Origin of the sequence: Streptomyces sp. SCSIO ZS0520 (assembly GCF_025643355.1) — a bacterium.
Classification (GTDB): domain Bacteria; phylum Actinomycetota; class Actinomycetes; order Streptomycetales; family Streptomycetaceae; genus Streptomyces; species Streptomyces physcomitrii.
The window spans coordinates 4,124,048-4,143,134 of sequence record NZ_CP092644.1 but is presented as its reverse complement, the minus strand read 5'-3'; the positions used below and the strand labels follow the sequence as shown (position 1 = coordinate 4,143,134).

22 protein-coding genes and 1 riboswitch are annotated in these 19,087 nt (G+C 71.9%); of the genes, 12 read left to right on the top strand and 10 right to left on the bottom strand.

The features are described from left to right. Positions 1 to 3: 3 nt before the first annotated feature. The 4 genes from gvpJ to thiC form a co-directional block, all read right to left on the bottom strand. The gene (gene gvpJ, locus MID12_RS16090; protein WP_263168032.1) at positions 4 to 513 is read right to left on the bottom strand and encodes a gas vesicle protein GvpJ; all 510 of its coding nucleotides are present in this window, start codon (positions 511 to 513) and stop codon (positions 4 to 6) included. Between the two features lie 90 nt (positions 514 to 603). Continuing rightward, entirely contained in the window at positions 604 to 927 is a 324-nt protein-coding gene (gene gvpO, locus MID12_RS16085) for a gas vesicle protein GvpO (RefSeq protein WP_040251375.1), read from the bottom strand. A gap of 281 nt (positions 928 to 1,208) precedes the next feature. Then, a complete protein-coding gene (locus MID12_RS16080) occupies positions 1,209 to 1,634 on the bottom strand; it encodes an Asp23/Gls24 family envelope stress response protein (protein WP_078845014.1) in 426 nt (141 codons plus the stop codon). Between the two features lie 123 nt (positions 1,635 to 1,757). Then, positions 1,758 to 3,521 carry a phosphomethylpyrimidine synthase ThiC gene (gene thiC / locus MID12_RS16075; RefSeq protein ID WP_263168030.1) on the bottom strand — a complete coding sequence of 588 codons (1,764 nt, stop codon included), beginning with the start codon at positions 3,519 to 3,521 and terminating at the stop codon, positions 1,758 to 1,760. Then, positions 3,514 to 3,677: riboswitch (TPP riboswitch) on the bottom strand. Its footprint overlaps the gene before it by 8 nt. Before the next feature lie 70 nt (positions 3,678 to 3,747). Between thiC and MID12_RS16070 the strand changes: the two genes are divergently transcribed. Next, entirely contained in the window at positions 3,748 to 5,196 is a 1,449-nt protein-coding gene (locus tag MID12_RS16070; protein WP_040251371.1) for a YibE/F family protein, read from the top strand. 75 nt (positions 5,197 to 5,271) lie between these two features. Here MID12_RS16070 and MID12_RS16065 read toward each other — a convergent pair whose 3' ends face one another. The 4 genes from MID12_RS16065 to MID12_RS16050 all read right to left on the bottom strand — a co-directional run bounded on the left by MID12_RS16065 (position 5,272) and on the right by MID12_RS16050 (position 7,753). Then, the gene (locus MID12_RS16065) at positions 5,272 to 5,709 is read right to left on the bottom strand and encodes an SsgA family sporulation/cell division regulator (protein WP_040251369.1); all 438 of its coding nucleotides are present in this window, start codon (positions 5,707 to 5,709) and stop codon (positions 5,272 to 5,274) included. Between the two features lie 137 nt (positions 5,710 to 5,846). After that, the gene (locus tag MID12_RS16060; protein WP_040257383.1) at positions 5,847 to 6,560 is read right to left on the bottom strand and encodes an IclR family transcriptional regulator C-terminal domain-containing protein; all 714 of its coding nucleotides are present in this window, start codon (positions 6,558 to 6,560) and stop codon (positions 5,847 to 5,849) included. 421 nt (positions 6,561 to 6,981) lie between these two features. Then, a complete protein-coding gene (locus MID12_RS16055; RefSeq protein WP_040251365.1) occupies positions 6,982 to 7,200 on the bottom strand; it encodes a DUF5326 family protein in 219 nt (72 codons plus the stop codon). 235 nt (positions 7,201 to 7,435) lie between these two features. Further along, positions 7,436 to 7,753, bottom strand: coding sequence for a cupin domain-containing protein (locus MID12_RS16050; protein ID WP_040251363.1), 318 nt, complete (start codon positions 7,751 to 7,753; stop codon positions 7,436 to 7,438). Positions 7,754 to 7,880: 127 nt separating this feature from the next. Here MID12_RS16050 and MID12_RS16045 point away from each other — a divergent pair, with 127 nt between their 5' ends. The 6 genes from MID12_RS16045 to MID12_RS16020 all read left to right on the top strand — a co-directional run bounded on the left by MID12_RS16045 (position 7,881) and on the right by MID12_RS16020 (position 12,073). Further along, positions 7,881 to 8,258 (top strand): phage holin family protein, encoded by a 378-nt coding sequence (locus MID12_RS16045; RefSeq protein ID WP_040251360.1) that lies wholly within the window; start codon positions 7,881 to 7,883, stop codon positions 8,256 to 8,258. A gap of 6 nt (positions 8,259 to 8,264) precedes the next feature. Further along, entirely contained in the window at positions 8,265 to 8,753 is a 489-nt protein-coding gene (locus MID12_RS16040; RefSeq protein ID WP_263168027.1) for a low molecular weight protein-tyrosine-phosphatase, read from the top strand. 29 nt (positions 8,754 to 8,782) lie between these two features. Beyond that, on the top strand, positions 8,783 to 9,967 hold the full coding sequence (locus MID12_RS16035; RefSeq protein WP_263173182.1) for a cystathionine gamma-lyase: 1,185 nt from the start codon (positions 8,783 to 8,785) through the stop codon (positions 9,965 to 9,967). Positions 9,968 to 10,052: 85 nt separating this feature from the next. Continuing rightward, positions 10,053 to 10,535 (top strand): NUDIX domain-containing protein, encoded by a 483-nt coding sequence (locus tag MID12_RS16030; RefSeq protein WP_263168025.1) that lies wholly within the window; start codon positions 10,053 to 10,055, stop codon positions 10,533 to 10,535. 132 nt (positions 10,536 to 10,667) lie between these two features. After that, positions 10,668 to 11,198 carry a hypothetical protein gene (locus MID12_RS16025; protein WP_040251350.1) on the top strand — a complete coding sequence of 177 codons (531 nt, stop codon included), beginning with the start codon at positions 10,668 to 10,670 and terminating at the stop codon, positions 11,196 to 11,198. Positions 11,199 to 11,203: 5 nt separating this feature from the next. Further along, entirely contained in the window at positions 11,204 to 12,073 is an 870-nt protein-coding gene (locus MID12_RS16020; RefSeq protein WP_040251347.1) for a GNAT family N-acetyltransferase, read from the top strand. A gap of 34 nt (positions 12,074 to 12,107) precedes the next feature. On the opposite strand, the gene MID12_RS16015 is transcribed toward MID12_RS16020, so the two are convergent. Next, a complete protein-coding gene (locus MID12_RS16015; protein WP_263168022.1) occupies positions 12,108 to 13,316 on the bottom strand; it encodes an MFS transporter in 1,209 nt (402 codons plus the stop codon). Positions 13,317 to 13,502: 186 nt separating this feature from the next. Between MID12_RS16015 and MID12_RS16010 the strand changes: the two genes are divergently transcribed. Both MID12_RS16010 and MID12_RS16005 read left to right on the top strand, forming a co-directional pair. Continuing rightward, on the top strand, positions 13,503 to 13,997 hold the full coding sequence (locus MID12_RS16010) for a MarR family winged helix-turn-helix transcriptional regulator (RefSeq protein WP_263168020.1): 495 nt from the start codon (positions 13,503 to 13,505) through the stop codon (positions 13,995 to 13,997). 10 nt (positions 13,998 to 14,007) lie between these two features. Continuing rightward, on the top strand, positions 14,008 to 14,457 hold the full coding sequence (locus MID12_RS16005) for a GNAT family N-acetyltransferase (RefSeq protein WP_040251338.1): 450 nt from the start codon (positions 14,008 to 14,010) through the stop codon (positions 14,455 to 14,457). Between the two features lie 197 nt (positions 14,458 to 14,654). On the opposite strand, the gene MID12_RS16000 is transcribed toward MID12_RS16005, so the two are convergent. After that, positions 14,655 to 16,100, bottom strand: coding sequence for a serine hydrolase domain-containing protein (locus MID12_RS16000; protein WP_263168017.1), 1,446 nt, complete (start codon positions 16,098 to 16,100; stop codon positions 14,655 to 14,657). Positions 16,101 to 16,537: 437 nt separating this feature from the next. Here MID12_RS16000 and MID12_RS15995 point away from each other — a divergent pair, with 437 nt between their 5' ends. From MID12_RS15995 to MID12_RS15985, 3 genes are all read left to right on the top strand, one after another. Next, positions 16,538 to 17,044: a DinB family protein gene (locus MID12_RS15995; RefSeq protein ID WP_263168016.1), complete on the top strand. Its 507-nt coding sequence runs from the start codon at positions 16,538 to 16,540 to the stop codon at positions 17,042 to 17,044. Positions 17,045 to 17,392: 348 nt separating this feature from the next. Further along, entirely contained in the window at positions 17,393 to 18,538 is a 1,146-nt protein-coding gene (locus MID12_RS15990) for an abortive phage infection protein (RefSeq protein ID WP_263168014.1), read from the top strand. A gap of 206 nt (positions 18,539 to 18,744) precedes the next feature. Further along, on the top strand, positions 18,745 to 19,077 hold the full coding sequence (locus tag MID12_RS15985; protein ID WP_263168012.1) for a YbjQ family protein: 333 nt from the start codon (positions 18,745 to 18,747) through the stop codon (positions 19,075 to 19,077). Positions 19,078 to 19,087: the final 10 nt, after the last annotated feature.

The following is a 19,087-nucleotide window of genomic DNA, read 5'->3' as shown; positions in this document are numbered from 1 at the left end:
GGGTCAGTCCCTTCCCGAGCGGCGGCGGGAGGCGGACCCGGACCGCACCGGAGCGCGCCGGCGCCGGCCGGCCGGAACCTTCTCCCGCTCCTCTTCCTCGTACGCCTCGTCGTCCTCGTCGTCGTCCTCGTACGCCTCGTCCTCGTCATCGGAGTCGCCCGGGCCGCCCACCGCCTCGCGCAGCGAGTCCCCCACGGACTTCGCCTTCTTCTTCACCTTGCTCTTGCCGATCTTGCGGGCGGCCTGGCCGCCGAAGAGCTCGGGGACGGTGATGCTCCCGGAGTCCCGTTCGAGGTCGAGCCGGTTGCAGGCCTCCGCGAAGCGCAGATAGGTGTCGACGCTGGCGACGACGATCCGGGCGTCGATCTTGAGGATCTCGATCCCGACCAGGGAGACCCGGATGAAGACGTCGATGACCATCCCGCGGTCCAGGATGAGTTCCATGACGTCGTAGAGCGTTCCGGCGCGGGGCGGGCAGGGCAGGACCTCGTCGGCATAGCGGGTCGTCGTCATCAGTCGGGCCTTTCAGGTGGTGGGGCGGCCGCTTCCGGTCCTCGGCCACATCGCGTCGACCACTGCGCGTCGACTCCTGCTCCTCGGCCGCTACTCGTCGGCCGCGCCTCTGCGGTAGCGGCGGACCCTGCGGTACTCCAGGAGTTCGCCTCGCGGGCCCGCCTTCACCTCGTAGGTGGCGAGCAGGCTGGTGGTGTCCGGGATGCGCGCCACTTCGAGGACGTCCACCGCGACGTCCCAGCCCTCCTCGGTGCGCCTGACGGCGGAGACTCCTTCGGTGCTGTGGCTGATCAGCTCCTCCAGCGCGGCGGCCGCCTCCCGCGCGACCTCGCCGGGCCCGGGCGCCGCCTTGCCCGGGCGCTTCCGCGCGGGCGGGCGCGCGGACTCCTCCCGCGTCCTGCTCTTCTGTGCCATGGGCCCAGCCGACCACCGCCCCCGGGCGGCGGCATCCTGAACGGGGCAAACGGGTACGGCGGCGCGGGTGCACCGGACACAGCTCCCCTGCGCCCGACGCACCCGCGCCGCCGTACGTACGTGCTCGCCGACCGGCCTGCTTGCCCGGCCGGCCCAGGCCCTACGGACCTGCCGGCCCCGGAACCACCAGCCGACCGCCGATCCACCAGCTGCCAGCTACCAGCTACCAGCCCGCAGACCTACCGAACCCGGACTACCGGTCCCGGACTACCGGACCCGGACTACTGGACCCGCCCCTTGGGCTTGTCCTCCTCCTCGTCCTCCTCGTCGGGCAGCTTGACGTCGCTGACGTCGATGTTGACCTCGACCACGTCGAGGCCCGCCATCCGCTCGACGGCGGAGATCACGCTCTCGCGTACGTCTCCCGCCACCTCCGTGATCGAGACTCCGTAGTCGACCACCAGGTTCAGGTCGATCGCCGCCTGCTTCTCGCCCACCTCCACGCCGACTCCGCGGGTCACGGTCCTCGAGCCGCCGGGTGCCCGCTCGCGCAGGGCCCCGACGGAACGTGAGGGCCCGCTGCCCAGCGCGTGGACGCCGTCGACGTCCCGGGCCGCCAGGTACGCGATCTTCCGGACGGCGCCGTCCGCGACGGTGGTACGACCCCGCCGGGCGGCCTCTTCACGAATGTTCTGTGTGTCAGCCATGCGCCAGATCACCTCTGTCGTCTGTGGGGGACACCGCCCGCCCACACCCCTCACGCTAGGCCTTCCGGGTGAGGAATGCCTGTTGGGAGAGGCGGGGCGGACGGCACCGGCCCGCGGCGGCACTCAGTCGGCGAGCGGCAGGTACACCCGGTTCCCCGTCTCGGCGAACTCCCTCGCCTTCTGCTCCATCCCGGCCTTGATCTCGCTCGCGCTGCTGCCGTGCTCGCGCCGGATGTCCTGGGAGATCTTCATCGAGCAGAACTTCGGCCCGCACATCGAGCAGAAGTGCGCCGTCTTCGCGGGCTCGGCGGGCAGGGTCTCGTCGTGGAACTCGCGGGCCGTGTCCGGGTCGAGGGCCAGGTTGAACTGGTCCTCCCAGCGGAACTCGAACCGCGCGTCGGACAGGGCGTCGTCCCACTCCTGGGCTCCGGGGTGGCCCTTGGCGAGGTCCGCGGCGTGGGCGGCGATCTTGTAGGTGATGACGCCGGTCTTCACGTCGTCCCGGTTGGGCAGGCCCAGGTGTTCCTTGGGGGTGACGTAGCAGAGCATGGCCGTGCCCCACCAGCCGATCATCGCGGCGCCGATGCCGGAGGTGATGTGGTCGTAGGCCGGGGCGACGTCGGTGGTCAGCGGGCCGAGGGTGTAGAAGGGGGCCTCCTCGCAGATCTCCTGCTGGAGGTCGATGTTCTCCTTGATCTTGTGCATCGGGACATGGCCCGGGCCCTCGATCATGGTCTGCACCTCGTGCCGCCGGGCGATGCGGTTCAGCTCGCCGAGGGTGTGCAGCTCGGCGAACTGCGCCTCGTCGTTGGCGTCCGCGATGGAGCCGGGGCGCAGCCCGTCGCCGAGCGAGTACGTGACGTCGTAGGCGGCGAGGATCTCGCAGAGCTCCTCGAAGTGCGTGTAGAGGAAGCTCTCCTGGTGGTGCGCCAGGCACCAGGCGGCCATGATCGAGCCGCCGCGGGAGACGATGCCGGTCTTGCGGTTGGCGGTGAGCGGGACGTGGGCCAGGCGTACGCCCGCGTGGACCGTCATGTAGTCCACGCCCTGCTCGGCCTGTTCGAGGACGGTGTCCTTGTAGATCTCCCAGGTCAGCTCCTCGGCGCGGCCGTCGACCTTCTCCAGCGCCTGGTAGAGCGGCACCGTGCCGATCGGCACGGGGGAGTTGCGCAGCACCCACTCGCGGGTGGTGTGGATATTGCGGCCGGTGGACAGGTCCATGACCGTGTCGGCGCCCCAGCGGGTCGCCCAGGTCATCTTCTCGACCTCCTCCTCGATGGAGGAAGTGACCGCCGAATTGCCGATGTTGGCGTTGACCTTCACCAGGAACCGCTTGCCGATGATCATCGGCTCGCTCTCGGGGTGGTTGATGTTGGCGGGCAACACCGCCCGCCCGGCGGCGAGTTCGGCCCGCACCACCTCCGGTGCGACGTTCTCCCGCAGGGCGATGTACTCCATCTCCGGGGTGATCTCCCCGCGCCGCGCGTACGCGAGCTGGGTCACCGCAGCGCCGGTGCGGCTGCGGCGCGGGCTCCGGCTGCCGCCCGGGAAGAGGGCGTCGAGGTTGCGCAGGCCCGCGGCATGCGGCTTGAGCCCGTCGTCCTCGGGGCGCACCGGGCGGCCCCGGTACTCCTCGGTGTCCCCGCGCTCGGCGATCCACGCCGCCCGCAGCGGCGGCAGCCCGCGGCGCACATCGGTCTCCGCGGCGGGGTCGGTGTACGGGCCGGAGGTGTCGTACAGCGTGACGGCGGATCCGTTGGTGAGGTGCACCTGACGGACCGGTACGCGCAGACCGGGGCGGGAGCCCTCGACGTACGCCTTGTGCCAGCCCGCGGCCTTGCCGCCCTCGGTGTCCTGGGCAGGCGTGTGTGCATCCTGAACGGTCATCAGACCTACTCCCTACGCCGGCATTACCCGGTAACAGGTTCGGCGGTCGACGCAGCCAAGTCCCCTCCGGCTTCCGGCACGTGTCCGACGTGCCTGCCGGGTACGGAGGTTCAGCGCCCTCTCAGCCCGGTGCTCCGAGCTCCCGCGTTGTGCAAAGTGCCCCCACGCTAACGCCCCCGCGGGCGTGCTGAACAGTGCGCCCCCGGCTTCTTGCGATGATCGGCGGGTGACGACGACGCAGCAGCCCCCGAATCCGCCCTCCGGACCGCCGCCCGGACGGGGTGGCGGCGGGCCCGACGACGGCGCGGGCGCGGACGGCCCGGGCGGCCACGGCGGCCCCCCGCACGCGCACGGCCACAGCCACGGGCACGGGCCCGCCGCCCCGGTCTCCCGCCATCTGCGCCGGGTGATCGCCGCGGTGCTGATCCCCTTCACCGCCGCGGTCGCCGTCGGCCTGCTCGTGCTGTGGCCGGGGAGCGCCCCCGACCACAAGCGCACCGGCGTCGGCTTCGACCGGCAGACGCAGTCCGCCGAGGTCACCCGCCTGGAGAAGGTCGACTGCTCCTCGGTGAACCCCTCCGCGGACACCCCGAACGGCGACACCTCCACCGCCGAGGGCACCTCGGCCCAGCAGCAGGCGAAGGGCCGTTGCGGCAAGGCGACCGTGCAGGTCACCAGCGGCAAGGACAGCGGGCGCACCTTCACCGAGATCGTGCAGCCGGACTCGCCGCGGCAGTTGCACGAGGGGCAGAAGGTCGTCGTCGCCTACGCCCCGGACGCGCCCCGTGAACTCCAGTACTCCGTCACGGATGTCGACCGCGAGCCGCCGATGTGGGTGCTCGCGGCGCTCTTCGCGCTCGCGGTGGTCGTGGTGGGCCGGCTGCGCGGGGTGATGGCGCTGATCGCGCTCGCGGTCAGCTTCGCGGTGCTCACCCTGTTCATCCTCCCGGCGATCCTGCAGGGCTCGAATCCCCTGCTGGTGGCGGTGGTCGGGGCGAGCGCGATCATGCTGGTGGCGCTCTATCTGTGCCACGGGCTGACCGCGCGGACCTCGGTGGCGGTGCTCGGCACCCTGGTCTCGCTGCTGCTGATCGGGCTGCTCGGCTCGCTGTTCATCGGCTGGGCCTCGCTGACCGGCAACACCGACGACAACACCGGCCTGATCCACGGCCTCTACCCGGACCTCGACATGAGCGGCCTGCTGCTCGCGGGGGTCATCATCGGCTCGCTCGGCGTCCTCGACGATGTCACCGTCACCCAGACCTCGGCGGTCTGGGAACTGCACCAGGCGGACCCGGCGATGGGCCGCCGGAAGCTGTACCGCGCGGGCATCCGGATCGGCCGCGACCACATCGCCTCCGTGGTCAACACCCTCGTCCTCGCCTACGCCGGTGCCGCGCTGCCGCTGCTGCTGCTCTTCTCGATCGCGCAGTCGAGCGTGGGCACGGTGGCCACCAGCGAGCTGGTCGCCGAGGAGATCGTGCGCACCCTCATCGGCTCGATCGGGCTGGTCGCCTCGGTGCCGGTGACCACGGCGCTGGCCGCCCTGGTGGTCTCGGCCGACCGTCCCGGCGGTCAGGGCTCCCCCGCGGCGGGCGGCGCGGCACCCGGCGGCAGCAGCGCCCCGGGGCGCGCGGCGGTACTCGGGGGGCGCGGACGGCGCCGCAAGCGCTGAGGCGGCCGCCCGGGGCGCCCGGGCGGCGCAGGAGCAAAAGCGTTACGGCAGGGCGGTGAGCGGGGCGGGCCCGGCTCAGCCCGCGCTCTGCTCCTCGGTGAGGATGCGGTCCAGCGCCTCGTCGAGGTGGGACTCGAAGTCGGCGAGCGCCCGCTCCTGACCGAGCGGCACCAGCTTGTCCGTACGGTCCAGGAAGGCGACCAGGGGGGCGACGCCCGCCCGGAACACCGCCTGGTCGCTGCCGACCTGAAGCTTGATCAGGACCTCGTTGAGCAGCTCGGGATCCGCGGGTGCGATCCGCACGTCCCCGTCGCCGCACGGGCCGCCCACTCCGTCGATCAGCAGTTCCCTGCCGAAGGCCCAGGTGACGGGGGCGTCACCGGGCAAGTGGAAGGTCAGCCGTACGGCATAGGGGTCGGCGGTCTCGTACCGCAGCTCCACCGGGATGCGGAAGGAGAGCTCCTCCGAGACGAGGAAGCTCATCATGACCTCTGCCTGTACCGACTCGCGCATGCCTACCCCGTCGCCTCGTGTGCCGTCGTGTGCGATCGCCGGACCGGCGCGGAACTCCGGCTCGGCCGATGTCCCCACTCTGTCCGACTGAAGAGAATCTTGCTCTACGTATCCAACGAATCACAAGGAGTGAGTTTTCAGATGCTGATAGAGAAGGAGAGCGAGCCCACCACGCGGCCGATCTCCGTCTGCAGCCGGAAGGAGACCGCGGCCAGGCGTCGTGCCTGGTGAGCGGGGAGGGAGAGGGCGACCGCGGCCGCCGTCGCCCCGGCCGTGATGGGGATCGCGGCGCAAACCGTCCCCACCGCATATTCTTGACGTTCCGTCACCGGCTGCATGCGCGGCACTCTTTCGAGTCGCGCGAGCAGCGTCCGCTCGTCACGGACCGTGTACGGGGTGAGGGCCTGGACGGGATAGCGGTCCAGGTGGTCCCGGCGGGCCTCCGGATCCAGCTGCGAGAGCAGGCACTGCCCGATCGCGTGGGCGTGCGCGGTCGCCCGGAAGTCGGCCCACTCCTCGACCGCCCGGTGCCCGGGCCGCTCCGCGACCGAGACCACCTCGATCTCGCCCTGCCGGTAGACCGCGAAGTACAGCGGTACGCCGAGGAGTTCGCAGCAGTCGTCGAGCGTCTTGCCGATCCTGGCGCGACGATTCTGCTCCGCGGCCCCGCTGCTGAGCCGCTCGGCGGCCGAGCCGAGCACGAACACGCCCTGCTCGCGCCGGAGATAGCCCTCGTGCACCAGGGTCCGCAGCAGGTGGTACGCGGTGGGCAGGGCGAGGCCCGCCTCCCGGGCGAGCTGCTTGGCCGGGGCCCCGCCGGTGTGCCGGGCGGCGGTTTCGAGCAGCCGCATGGCCCGCTGGACGGAGCCGATGAGGGTGGGGGCGCCGGGCTGGGCCGCGGGCGCCGGAAGGGTACGGGCGGTGGGCTGGGCGAGCGGGGTCCCGGCGGGGCTGGAGTCGGTCCTTGTCAAAGGTCACTCCCGAAGCGCGTGGGGGCTCCGGCCGTGCCGGAGGGGGGAACACGGGAGGGGCTCGGCCGACCAGGGGCTCCGCCCTCATGGGGTCTTGGACTTTAACGTCCGGTCGGCGGCCCGCGATCCCCTGCGGCGAAACTTCCCCCTGCCGAGGGAATGCCTGATATGGGTCACCGCCAGGCCCCCGGATCCGGTCCCGGGTGCGCTCCGCCCCGGCTCTGCCTCGGTCCCCTGCCCGCGCCCCGCGCCCGCGGGTTCCCCAACTCCCCTTCCGCCAGGCCCGACTGGCCGGAACCCGCTACCAGCCGCCGCCGCGCGAACCCGAGCGGGAGACCTTGCGCACCACGTAGATCAGCGCGCTGACCAGGGCCACGAACAGCAGCACCTTGAACAGCAGTCCGAACAGGAAGGACAGCACCCCGCCGATCAGGCCGCCGAAGACGAGGAGCGCGATGAGCGGCACCGCGACCCACTTCACCCACCACGGCAGTCCCGTGAAGAATCCTCGCTCAGCCATGGCCCTCGCCCTTCTCGAGGCCGCTCCCGCGCGCACCTCGGATCATTTTCGTGTCTCCGATGCTAGGACGCGCCGGACGGCCGCGGGGCTCCCCGGCCCCTTGCCTCTCCCTGAACCGCCCCCTAGGGGTGCCGGGCCCCGATCCGCCGGGCATCCCTGAGGGCCCGTTCCGCTCCGGCGCCGGGCCGCCCCGCCGCACCGGGCAGGCGCTCCCCCTCGTACCGCCCCGAGGGGCTCAGGCCTCCGGTGGCGAGAAGACCACCATCACCCGCAGGTCCTCGCTGATGTGGTGGAACTTGTGCGGCACCCCGGCCGGCACGTAGACGACGCTGCCGCGGGCGACCTGGGTGGTCTCGGTGCCGACGGTGAGCGCGGCCCGGCCGCTGACCACGAAGTAGACCTCGTCCTGCCGGTGCGGGCGCTGCGGGTCGCTCTGCCCGGCGTCGAGGGCGTAGAGGCCGACCGACATGTTCCGCTCGCGCAGGAACTGCAGATAGGCGCCGTCGTTCGCGGCCCGCTCCACCTCTAGCTCTTCCAGCCGGAAAGCCTTCATCGCCGCCCTGTGCCCCTTGCCCTGTGGTGTCCGCTGCTGCCCGCGCCGAACCGGCGGCGCGGGGCCGGCCTGCTCGGATGGCGGTCGGCCCGATCGTCTTCCGGCCGTGTCTGCCACGATCAGACACATGAAGAATTTCGTAGTCAAGACGCTGGCCAACGCGGGAGCCCTGCTCGTCGCGGTCGCGGTCCTCGGCGACATCACCCTCACCGGGCACAGCACCGGCAGCAAGGTGCTCACGCTGATCGTGGTCGCGCTCCTCTTCGGCCTGGTGAACTTCCTCGTCAAGCCGGTGGTGCAGGTCCTGACCTTCCCGCTGTTCATCCTCACGCTCGGGCTGATCACCCTCGTCGTCAACGCCCTGATGCTGCTGCTGACCTCCTGGATCGCCGGGAAGCTCGACGTCAGCTTCCATGTGGAGGGCTTCTGGACCGCGGTGCTCGGCGGCCTGATCATCTCGGTCGTCTCCTGGGCCCTGCACGTCGTACTGCCCGACGAGGACTGAGCACCCGTGCCCTACCGCGTCTGCTTCGTCTGCACCGGCAACATATGCCGCTCCCCGATGGCCGAGATCGTCTTCCGCGCCCGCCTGGCCGACGAGGGGCTGGACACCCTCGTCGAGGCCGACAGCGCCGGCACCGGCGGCTGGCACGAGGGCGACGGCGCCGACCCGCGCACGGTCGAGGTCCTCCGGGCCGCCGGATACCCGGGCGATCACCTCGCCCGGCAGTTCCGGGCCGAGTGGTTCTCCCGGCTCGACCTGGTGCTCGCCCTCGACCGCGGCCACCTGCGGGAGCTGCGCGCCCTCGCCCCGGGCCCGGCGGACGCCGCGAAGGTCCGCCTGCTGCGCTCCTACGACCCCGCCGCGGGCGCCGACCTGGACGTGGCGGACCCTTATTACGGCGGCATCGAGGGCTTCGAGGACTGCCTCGACTCGGTGGAGCGGGCGGTCGACGGGCTGCTGGAAGCGGTACGCACAGAGGTGAAGGGGCGGTCGTGAGCGAGGAGCGGGCGGGGTCGGCAGGGCCGGTGGATCCGGTGGATCCGGTGGAGTCGGCGGTTCCGGTGGAGTCGGTGGAGGAGACCCGGGGCGAGGGCACCCGGGCGGTGCGGGCCGGGCTGCCCGCCCCCGTGAAGCACGAGCCCACCTTGCCGGGTCCCGTCTTCGCCGCCCACTACCACCTGCCGGGCGAGCCCACCGGCGCGTACACCTACGGCCGCGACGAGAACCCGACCTGGACCCGTCTGGAGCGGGCCCTCGGCGAGTTGGAGGCCCCCGGCGAGGACGGGATCGAGGCCCTGGTCTTCGCCTCCGGCATGGCCGCGATCTCCGCCGTGCTCTTCTCCCAGCTGCGCGCGGGAGACGCGGTCGTCCTGCCCGACGACGGCTACCAGGCGCTGCCGCTGGTACGGGAGCAGCTCACCGCCTTCGGCATCGAGGTACGGACCGCGCCCACCGGCGGCGACGCCCAGCTGGAGGTGCTCGACGGTGCCCGGCTGCTGTGGATCGAGTCGCCGTCCAACCCCGGCCTCGACGTCTGCGACATCCGGCGGCTGACGGAAGCGGCCCACGCGGGCGGCGCCCTGGTCGCCGTGGACAACACCCTGGCCACCCCGCTCGGGCAGCGCCCCCTCGCGCTCGGCGCCGACTTCGCGGTGGCCAGCGGGACCAAGCAGCTCACCGGGCACGGCGATGTACTGCTCGGCTATGTCATCTGCCGGGACGCCGCGCTCGCCGCCTCGGTGCGGCGCTGGCGCAAGATCGTCGGGGCGGTGCAGGGGCCGATGGAGTCCTGGCTCGCGCACCGTTCGCTGGCCACGGTGGAGCTGCGGGCCGAGCGGCAGAACGCCAACGCGCTCGCCCTCGCCGAGGCGCTGCGGGACCGGCCCGAGATCAGCGGGCTGCGCTACCCCGGGCTGCCCGGGGACCCCTCGTATCCCGTCGCCGCCCGGCAGATGCGGCGCTTCGGCTGCGTGGTCTCCTTCACGCTGCCCTCGAAGGCGTACGCCGAGCGCTTCCTCACGTCGCTGCGCCTGGTGGAGGAGGCGACCAGCTTCGGCGGGGTCCGCTCCACCGCCGAGCGGCGCGGCCGGTGGGGCGGGGACGCCGTGCCCGAGGGCTTTGTGCGCTTCTCGGCAGGCGCGGAGAACACCGATGACCTGGTCGGCGACGTGCTGCGCGCCCTGGACACCGCGCGGGAGACGGCGGCGTGAGCGGCACCGGAGGCCGCGCCGGGGCACTCCTGTCCGGGCGGAACCGAGAGGTTTCACCGGCGGGTACCGGGGCCACATTTCTCCCATGACCGTCCGACCCGTGGTCAAGCGCACCGCCCGTGCCGTCCTGCTCGACGGCGCCGACCTCGTCCTGATCAAGCGCACCAAACCCGGGGTCGATCCGTACTGGGTCACTCCGGGCGGGGGAGTCGAGCCCGAGGACGCCACCGTCGTCGAGGCCCTCCACCGCGAGGTGCACGAGGAACTCGGCGCCAAGATCTCCCATGTGGTGCCCTGTTTCGTGGACACGGTGGAGCACATCGGCCCGGACGCCGCCACGACCGGGGTGAAGGTCCAGCACTTCTTCGTCTGCCGCCTGGAATCCATGGACCTCTCGCAGCGGCACGGGCCCGAGGTCGAGGAGCCCTGCGGGGAGTACGAGATCGTCCGGGTGCCCTTCACCCGCGTCGGCATCGCCTCGGTGCACCTGGTGCCGCTCTCGCTGCGGCACTACCTGGACGGCAATGTGGAGGGCGTCCACGCGCTGCACGCGGGGGACTTGGGCTAGGGCCTTTCTTTCGGATCAGGCTGGGCTCGCGCCGGACTCGCGGGGGCCCGCTCGGATACGCCGAGGCTAGTAGGCGCGGTTACTCCCGCTGTCAGACGACCCGGACCGGTCGGCGGCGGCACGGTGTTTCACGTGAAACTTCGCCGTCCCGCACGCCGGGCCTTCCTCGTCCTCCATGTCTCCGCCTCGGTCAGCTGGCTGGGCCTGTCGCTGGGGCTGCTCGCGCTGGCGATCACCGCGGCGACCACCCCGGAGGCGGCCGAGGCCTCGTACCGCTCGATGAAGATGTTCGCGGACTGGCTGCTGATCCCGGTGGCCTTCACCACGCTGGCGAGTGGGCTGGTGCTCTCCCTCGGTACGTCCTGGGGGCTGCTGCGGCACCGGTGGGTCTCGGTCAAGTTCTGGCTGACACTGATCACCACAGGTCTGACGATCTTCTCTTTGCGGCCGGGCATCAATACGGCCGCGGCGGAGGCGATTGCGGGCGAAACCCTCTCGGATGCGGGCACTATGCTCGTGCCGCCCTCGGTCTCTCTCGCCACGTATCTGTTCATGACAGCGCTGTCTCTGCTCAAGCCCTGGGGCCTGACCCGCCGTGGCCGAAAGCAGAGGTCGCGGGCGGGCAAAAAGGTGGACGCCGGGGCGGTACGTCAGACAGCCTGACCTGCGTGTCGACACCTGAGCTCTCCCTTCTGCCCATTCGCCGGCTCACCCGGCGCGATCTCTACGCCTGTGCCGATCTCTCGGAGTCCCGGGGGTGGTCGCGCGAGGAGCACAAGTGGGGGTTCCTGCTCACCGCGGGGGCCGGTTACGGGATCGACGACCCGGAGGGCGCGGGGCTGATCGGCGCCTGCACCCTCACCTGGTTCGGCCCCGGCGAGAAGCCGGAACTGGCCGCGATCGGCATGGTCCTGGTCGCCGAGCGGCACGAGCGCCGCGGGCTCGGACGGCGGCTGATGGAGCACGCCCTCGCCGCGGCGGGCACGCCCGCCCTCACCCTGCACGCCACCCCGCTCGGCCTGCCCCTGTACGAACGGCTGGGCTTCACCGCCACCGCCGAGGTGGAGACGGTGAAGGGCCGTTACCGGGAGGCCGCCCCGGTCCCCGAACGCGCCACCCGCCCGGCCACCGCCGAGGACCTGCCCGCGATCCTGCGGCTGGACGCCGAGGTCTTCGGCCTGGACCGGACCCATATGCTGACCCGCCTCCCGGCCTTCGCCGACCAGTTCCGGGTGGCCGAGTCGGGCGGCAGGCTGACCGGCTTCGCCGCGGCCTGGCCCAATACGCACCACGACGTCATCGGCCCGCTGGTCGCCGAGGACACCGGCACCGCCCAGGCGCTGATCGCCGCGCTCGCCGCCGGGACCGCGCGCGAACTCCGTACCGACATCGACGTACGCCACGAGGAACTCCTCGACTGGGCGAAGACGCAGGGCCTGGCCGGGGCCTTCCACCAGACCGTGATGGTCCACGGCGCCCCGCAGCTGCCCGGCGACTGGCGGCGCCGCTTCGCTCCGCTGACCGTCGCCGCGGCCTGACGGGGCGGCTACGCCGGGCCGCCCGGGCGTGGGCTCAGGCGCGGACGGACTCCGTCGGCCGGTCCGGCGCGGAGCGGGCGACGGTACGGCCCGCTGCGGGTGACCGGCGCTCCAGGGCGGCCGCGAGGACGGCGAGCAGCAGGGCGGATCCGGCGAGGAGGGCGCCCACCCAGTTCGGCGCGGTGTAGCCGAGGCCCCCGGCGATGACGAGTCCGCCGAGCCAGGCCGCGAGGGCGTTGCCCAGGTTGAAGGCGCCGATGTTCATGGCCGAGGCGAGGGTGGGGGCACCGGCCGCCTGGTCGAGCACCCGCTTCTGCAGCGGGGGCACGGTGGCGAAGCCGAGGGCGCCGATCAGCGCCAGGCTGACGGCCGCGGTGGCCTTGTGGTGCGCGGTGACCGTGAACAGGGCAAGCACCACGGTGAGGCCGCCGAGCGAGACGTACAGCATCCGCATCAGGGCCCGGTCGGCGAACCGGCCGCCGAGGAGGTTGCCCGCGACCATGCCGAGGCCGAGCAGGATCAGCAGCCAGGTCACCGAGGAGTCGGCGTAGCCCGCGGTCTCGCGCATCATCGGGGCGATATAGGTGATCGCCGCGAAGACACCGCCGAAGCCGAGCACGGTCATCGCCAGGGCGAGCAGGACCTGCACATTGCGGAAGACGGCGATCTCGTGGCGCAGCCGCACCCCTTCGGGCCGGGCGGTCTCGGGGACCAGGGCGGCGACTCCGGCGAGACCGAGCACGCCGAGCCCGGCGACCAGGCCGAAGGTGACCCGCCAGCCCGCGTGCTGCCCGACCAGGGTGCCGAGGGGGACGCCGAGCACATTGGCCACGGTCAGACCGGTGAACATCAGCGCGATGGCCCCGGCCCGCTTCTCGGGCGCGACGAGTTCGGCGGCCACCACGGCACCGATGCCGAAGAAGGCGCCGTGGGCGAGCGAGGCGACGATGCGGCCCGCCAGCATCAGCTCGAAGCTCGGGGCGAGCGCGGAGAGGGTGTTCCCGGCGATGAACAGCCCCATCAGGAGCATCAGCATCCGCTTACGGGAGATCTTGGTGCCCAGGGCGGTCATCAGCGGGGCACCGATCACCACCCCGAGGGCGTAGCCGGTGACCAGGAGCCCGGCCGAGGGGATGGAGACACCGAAGTCCTCCGCGACCTCGGGCAGCAGGCCCATGATCACGAACTCCGTGGTGCCGATACCGAAAGCCCCGACCGCCAGGGCGAGGAGCGCGAGGGGCATGAGCCACCTTCCTGAGAGCGGGCGCACAGCAGACCCAGGAACGACCTGCACACGCTTGTATGACGCGTACGACGGTAGTTGCATACGCGGTTTAATTGCAAGCGCGGGCTATTGCAGCGCTGCCGTATCCTGGGTCACAGCCGTCCGGCACCGGCAGACCGGAGCCAGCAGAGGAGGTCCCCGAAGATGGCCGCCACCGACCCCGCGCTGACCGCACTCGCCCAGGGCTGGTGCGCCCTGTCGCTGCTGCACGGCAGGATCGAGGCCCATATCGAGAAGGCCCTCCAGTCCCGGCACGGGCTCAGCGTCCGCGAATACTCCCTGCTCAACTCGCTCAGCAGGCAGCACAACGGCGAGGGCGGCCATCTGCAGATGAAGCAGGTCGCCGACGCCGTGGTGCTCAGCCAGAGCGCCACCACCCGCCTGGTCACCCGGCTCGAAGACCGCGGGCTGCTCAGCCGCTACCTGTGTCCGACCGACCGCCGCGGCATCTACACGGACGTCACCGAGGAGGGCAACCGGCTGCTCGCCGAGGCCCGGCCCACCAATGACGGCGCGCTGCGCGAAGCCCTCGACGAGGCGGCCCGGGACCCGCAGCTCGCCCCGCTGGTCCGGGCCGTCGAGACCGCCGGGGTGCCGCTGGCCTCCACCCCCGTCGGAGCCGCACTCTCCCCCGCCTAGGCTTCGGTTCATGGACATCGAGATCAGACCGGCAACCGAGGACGACCTCCAGGCGATCGTGAACATGCTCGCCGATGACGCGCTGGGCGCCCAGCGCGAGTCGCCAGACGACCTCACCCCGTACCGGACCGCCTTCGCGCGCTGCGCCGCCGATCCGCACCAGCATCTGGTGGTCGCCGTCCAGGGCGAGCAGGTCGTCGGCACCCTCCAGCTCACCATCATCCCGGGGCTCTCCCGCAAGGGAGCGACCCGCTCGCTCGTCGAGGGGGTCCGTATCCACGCCGATGTCCGCGGCAGCGGCCTCGGCGGCCGGCTCATCGAATGGGCGGTGGACACCTCCCGCGACGAGGGCTGCCAGTTGGTCCAGCTCACCTCGGACGCCACCCGCACCGAGGCCCACCGCTTCTACGAACGACTCGGCTTCACGGCCTCGCATGTGGGGTTCAAGAAACAGCTCTGAGCAGGTTCGGTCGGGCAGAGGCGAGCCCGGGCACTGTTTCACGTGAAACAGTGCCCGGGCCTGGTGTCGAGGGTCCGGGAACCGGGAAGTCCGGCTGTCCTCAGGCGAGTTCGTGCTTATTTCACGCGGCCCCTCGCGGATTCACGTGAAACGGTCGGCTACGCGCGGCAGTTGGCGACTCGGAGGTGGCGGACCGCTCACTCCGGCAGGGGCCTCCAGCCCTGCGGGTCGACGCCTCCCGGGACCGGTGCCCCCTGCTCGTAGGGCTCGCGCGTGAAGACGAAGGAGCCGAGGTCGAGATGGCTCACCGAGCCGTCCGCGCGGCGCACCGCCTGGAGCAACTCGCCCGCGTAGTACCCCTCGAGCCCCGTCCAGGTGCCGTCGCCGTTGCTCCGGAAAGGCGAGCGCCGACCGCCACCGGCCAGGGGGCCCAGCGACAGCCCGCCCTCGCGGGTGATCCGGAGCGCCATCACCTGCGTGCCCCAGTACCAGGGCCCGGCGAGCGCCAGCACGGAGTCCTCCGCCTTTGCCAGGGGACGCCAGGGCTCGGGAATCCGGGGCTCCGCCTCGGCGACGATCCGTACGAGGTCGGCGGCGACCGTCGAACAGAGCGGCCCCGAGGTGCAGTTGCTGAGCACGACCGCGCCGAGATCGTCCTCGGCACTGAACATCAGGGAGGCGAGAAACCCCGGCAGCGAACCCGAGTGCCCCGCGAGCAGCCGCCCGGTGTGCGACTGCAGCTGCATCCCGAGCCCGTACGAGGTCCCGGTCCCCACCTCCGCCGCCTCCGGGGGCGCTGCGGGCGTCCGCATCTCGCGCACCGACTCGGCGCTGAGCACCCGCTCGTCCCCGCACGCGAGGAAGGAGGCGAACCGCGCCAGATCCTCCGCCGTCGACCAGAGCTGGCCCGCGGGCGCCATCCGCCCCAGGTCCTCGCTCGGCTCCGGAAGCAGCACATCCGCCCAGGGATGCACCGCCCACCCCTCCATGTACGGCGCCTGCGGAGACCCCGAGGTGCGCTCCAGCCCCAGCGGTACGAGTACCTCCCGCCGCAGCACCTCCTCCCAAGGCGCCCCGCGGACCTCCTCCACGAGCGCGCCGAGGAGGGTGAAACCGGGGTTCGAGTAGTGGTGGCGGCGGCCCACCGGGTGACGCAGCGGTTCCTCCCCCAGGACGTCGGCGAGCTCCGGGCGCAGCGAGCCGGGGGTGCGCTCCCACCAGGGCGCCGGGGACTCGGCGGCGAGCCCACCGGTGTGCGCGAGCAGCTCGGCGACGGTCGCCTCGCCCACTCCGGTGCCGGGCAGATGCTTCTCCAGCGGGTCGGTGAGGTCGAGCAACCCCTCGTCCCGCAACCGCATCACCAGCACCGCGGTGAAGGTCTTGGTGATCGAACCGATGCGGTACTGGACGTCGGTGCCCGGCTGCCGGCCCCCCGGACCGGAACGGGCCCCGCTCCACACCAGTTCACCCCCGCGCACCACCGCGGCGACCAGCGACGGCGCCCTCCCCTCGACCTGCGCCACGGCCACGCGGTGGAGCAGGGCCCGGCGGGTGGCGGGGAGCAACTCGTCCTGAGGGGGCGGCTCTTGGTGAGGGGTCGGCTCTGGCCGGGAGGGCGGCTCTGGTTGCGATGTCGTCGTCATGGGGTCAGTTCACTCTCGTATGCACCGCAGGTCGAGCTGATTTCTGGTGTGCCGCCTTCGCTTCGCTTGTGCCGCGTCCGCTTCGCTTGCGCTGTGTCCACTTGGGTTGGGCCGCCTCCACTTCGCCTGCCCTGCGTCCGCTGGGGTTGGGCCCGGTCCACTTTGCTTGCGCTGTGCTGGAGTTGCCGGCGATGGGTGGGGCGCGGGTGGTGCCGAGTGGTGGGGCCGCGGGCTGGGGGGAACCGGGGCGGGGCTGCCGGAAGTGCGATCTACCGGGGGCGCGGTGAGGCCTCGCGGTGCCTCGGATAGCGTCGGGCGGTCGCACCTCATGCGGAGGTGGCTGGGCGGCACGGAGTTCGGGGCCGTCCGGCAGAGCACGTCCGCTCTCGCCCCCGGGAGCGCAAGGCGAGTTGACGAAGGCAAGGGAGAACAGGGACATGACCACCGAGCGCACCGGTCCGCCACTCCAGGGCGGCGAACGCGAGACCCTGCGCGCCTATCTCGACTTCCACCGCGCCACCCTCGCCATGAAGTGCGAGGGCCTCACCGAGGAGCAGCTGCGCCGCCAGTCGATGCCGCCGTCCACGCTGTCCCTCCTCGGCCTCGTACGGCACATGGCCGAGGTCGAACGCACCTGGTTCCGCCGGGTCATCGACGCCGAGGACATCGAGCTCGTCTGGTCCCCCACCGGCGACTACCAGGTCGCCTACGACGCCCGCGAGGCCAGTGCCACCGAGGCCTTCGAAGCCTGGGAGACCGAGGTCGCCCACGCCCGGCGCATCGAGGAGTCCGCCGCCTCCCTCGACGTCACGGGATATCAGAAGCGCTGGGGCGAGCATGTCTCCCTCCGCCTCGTCATGCTGCACCTCATCCACGAGTACGCGCGGCACAACGGCCACGCCGACTTCCTGCGCGAGGCCATCGACGGCAGCGTGGGCGCCTGAACCACTCCGGGCATGGAGGGGCACGGCCGGAGGCGATCGGGCGCGGACTCGCCGTCTCGCGGACGACATTGGCTGGCGGGCGGGTGCGGGTGCGGTGGGCACCGATGCCGTGTGCTGCCGGACGATGACACGGCGTCGGGCATGCGCCGGTGGCTGCCGTCCCTCGTCGCCGAGGGGTGCTGCTCGCCGCTCATGGCCGACTGCCCAGCTCGCCGCCGCCGACCAAGGTCGATGCGCCGTAGACCATCGGCCGACGACCACGGCCACCCAGCCTCCCGAGACTGAGGAACCGGTCGCGCAGTTCCCGAGGCGCGGCGGCAGGATCCACGGGCGGACGGAGGCGGCACGATGCGAGGCAGGAAGATCAGCCGAGGGCAGTTCCTGACGGGGGCGGCGGCGGTCGGGATCGCGGGCACGGCAGGGGGGATCCTGACAGGCCACGGCACCCACCGCGCCGAGGCCACGGAGCCGCGCCACGCGGCCCAAGGCGGCCACCGCGGACTCACCTACCGCGGCGTCGGCTACGAGGTCGCGGACGGCGAGACCCCGCACACCGGCTGGAACGCGGCCCGGATGCGCGAGGACCTGCGGGTGATCCGGCGGGATCTGGGCGCCAACTCCGTCTCGGTCTTCGGCGACGGAGTCGACCGGCTGAAAGCCACCTCCACCCAGGCGGCCGAGGAGGGCCTCCACGTCTGGCTGCAGCCCCGGCTCGCGGACCGCCCGCACAAGGAGATCCTGGAACACCTGGCGGAGACCGGAAAGCACGCCGAACGACTGCGCAAGCAGGGCGCCGCCGTACACTTCAGCGTGGGCTGCGAGTTCGTGCTCTTCGTCCCCGGCATCGTGCCCGGCGCCAACGCCCTCGAACGCATCGAGAACCTCACCCAGGGCAACTTCGACCCCGTCACGATGCAGAAGCGGCTACGCGCCTTCGTGGCCAAGTCCGCGAAAACGGCCCGGTCCGTCTTCGGCGGCCGGATCACCTACGGTGCGGCCGCGGGCGACGAGGTCGACTGGAGCCTCTTCGACCTGGTCAGCGTCAACTACTACGCCTACTTCCCACATCGCGCCGACCACATCCGCGAACTGCGCACGTACCAGCGGTGGGGCAAGCCGGTCGTGGTCTCCGAATTCGGCACCTGCACCTACCGCGGGGCGCCGGAGAAAGGCGGCATGGGCTGGGACGCCGTCGACTACGAGAAGGAACCCCCGGAGATCATCAGCGGCCTGGTCCGCAGCGAACGCACCCAGGCCGCCTACCTCGCCGACCTGCTCGACATCTTCGAGTCGATGAACCTGTACGCCGCCCTCGCCTACCAGTTCGTCACCTCGGACGCCCCGCACCGCACCGAGCGGCGCTACGACCTGGACATGGCCAGCTACAGCCTGGTCAAGCCCCTGTGGCAGAGCAAGGACGAGCCGGGGCGGGAGTGGCACTGGGAGCCCAAGGAGTCGTTCCGGGCTGTGGCGGGGCACTTCGGGAGGGCTTGAGGGCGGGGCGGTGGGGCGGTGGGGCGGTGGGGCGAGGGCGGGGAAGCGAAGGTGGACCACATAGGGGGGGGGGCCCCCTCCCCCTCCCCCTCCCTCCCCACCCGCCCTCCGCACCCCCTCCACGACGCCGACCCACAGCAACCCCGGCCCGTCGCTCAGCCCCTCAACTCGCGCTACCCGTCCGCCCCGCACCCCCAGGAGAACCCATGATCCTGTCCACCATGAACGACCTGCCCGGCTACGAGGTGACCGAGGTGCTCGGCGAGACCTTCGGCATCACCGTTCGCAGCCGCCACCTCGGCTCGCAGATCGGCGCCGCCTTCAAATCGATCGTCGGCGGGGAGCTGAAGGGCATGACCAAGATGCTCCAGGAGAGCCGAGCCGAGGCTCAGGAACGCCTGGTCACCGAGGCCGCCGCCAAGGGCGCCGACGCGATCCTCGCCATGCGCTTCGACGCCAACGAAGTCGCCGACGGCTACCAGGAGATCTGTGCCTACGGAACCGCGGTCAAGGTACGCAAGCTCCCCTCCGCCACATAACCGGCCCCCC

Excerpts from the sequence above, each read along its gene's own strand:
- gvpO (WP_040251375.1), bottom strand. The coding sequence starts at position 927 with ATGGCACAGAAGAGCAGGACGCGGGAGGAGTCCGCGCGCCCGCCCGCG.
- gvpJ (WP_263168032.1), bottom strand. The coding sequence starts at position 513 with ATGACGACGACCCGCTATGCCGACGAGGTCCTGCCCTGCCCGCCCCGC.
- MID12_RS15985 (WP_263168012.1), top strand. The coding sequence starts at position 18,745 with ATGATCCTGTCCACCATGAACGACCTGCCCGGCTACGAGGTGACCGAG.
- MID12_RS16065 (WP_040251369.1), bottom strand. The coding sequence starts at position 5,709 with ATGCGCGAGTCGGTACAGGCAGAGGTCATGATGAGCTTCCTCGTCTCG.
- MID12_RS16000 (WP_263168017.1), bottom strand. The coding sequence starts at position 16,100 with ATGACGACGACATCGCAACCAGAGCCGCCCTCCCGGCCAGAGCCGACC.
- MID12_RS16010 (WP_263168020.1), top strand. The coding sequence starts at position 13,503 with ATGGCCGCCACCGACCCCGCGCTGACCGCACTCGCCCAGGGCTGGTGC.
- MID12_RS16050 (WP_040251363.1), bottom strand. The coding sequence starts at position 7,753 with ATGAAGGCTTTCCGGCTGGAAGAGCTAGAGGTGGAGCGGGCCGCGAAC.
- MID12_RS16030 (WP_263168025.1), top strand. The coding sequence starts at position 10,053 with ATGACCGTCCGACCCGTGGTCAAGCGCACCGCCCGTGCCGTCCTGCTC.
- MID12_RS15995 (WP_263168016.1), top strand. The coding sequence starts at position 16,538 with ATGACCACCGAGCGCACCGGTCCGCCACTCCAGGGCGGCGAACGCGAG.
- MID12_RS16045 (WP_040251360.1), top strand. The coding sequence starts at position 7,881 with ATGAAGAATTTCGTAGTCAAGACGCTGGCCAACGCGGGAGCCCTGCTC.
- MID12_RS15990 (WP_263168014.1), top strand. The coding sequence starts at position 17,393 with ATGCGAGGCAGGAAGATCAGCCGAGGGCAGTTCCTGACGGGGGCGGCG.
- MID12_RS16080 (WP_078845014.1), bottom strand. The coding sequence starts at position 1,634 with ATGGCTGACACACAGAACATTCGTGAAGAGGCCGCCCGGCGGGGTCGT.
- thiC (WP_263168030.1), bottom strand. The coding sequence starts at position 3,521 with ATGACCGTTCAGGATGCACACACGCCTGCCCAGGACACCGAGGGCGGC.
- MID12_RS16005 (WP_040251338.1), top strand. The coding sequence starts at position 14,008 with ATGGACATCGAGATCAGACCGGCAACCGAGGACGACCTCCAGGCGATC.
- MID12_RS16060 (WP_040257383.1), bottom strand. The coding sequence starts at position 6,560 with ATGCGGCTGCTCGAAACCGCCGCCCGGCACACCGGCGGGGCCCCGGCC.
- MID12_RS16015 (WP_263168022.1), bottom strand. The coding sequence starts at position 13,316 with ATGCCCCTCGCGCTCCTCGCCCTGGCGGTCGGGGCTTTCGGTATCGGC.
- MID12_RS16055 (WP_040251365.1), bottom strand. The coding sequence starts at position 7,200 with ATGGCTGAGCGAGGATTCTTCACGGGACTGCCGTGGTGGGTGAAGTGG.